The sequence below is a fragment of the Paraburkholderia sp. SIMBA_053 genome (assembly GCF_046534895.1).
In the GTDB taxonomy this organism is placed as follows: domain Bacteria; phylum Pseudomonadota; class Gammaproteobacteria; order Burkholderiales; family Burkholderiaceae; genus Paraburkholderia; species Paraburkholderia caledonica.
This window is the reverse complement of sequence record NZ_JAWRXU010000684.1, coordinates 1-272: the sequence shown is the minus strand read 5'-3', so window position 1 is coordinate 272 and position 272 is coordinate 1. Positions and strand designations below refer to the sequence as shown.

Annotated in this window: 1 protein-coding gene; it reads left to right on the top strand. The window is 63.6% G+C overall.

What is annotated here, in order from left to right; all coding sequences use genetic code 11:
• Positions 1-272: ABC transporter permease subunit (locus SB753_RS37325; RefSeq protein ID WP_410805175.1), on the top strand; the 272-nt coding region annotated here is incomplete at both ends.

Below are 272 nucleotides of genomic sequence, written 5' to 3'. Positions count from 1 at the left end.
ACCTCGTCGAGACGATCATGATCTACGCGATCCTGCTCTTCGGTCTCGACATCGTGGTCGGTTACACAGGGCAAGTGTCGCTTGGACACGCGGGGCTGTTCGGCGTCGGCGCTTACACGGCGGGTGTGCTGTTCATCAAGCTTGGCATGCCGTTCTATGTGACCGTGCCGATGGCGATCGTCGTGACGGCCGCGTTCGGCGCGATTCTCGCGCTGCCCGCACTGCGCGTGTCGGGTCCGTATCTCGCGATGGTCACGCTCGCGTTCGGCACG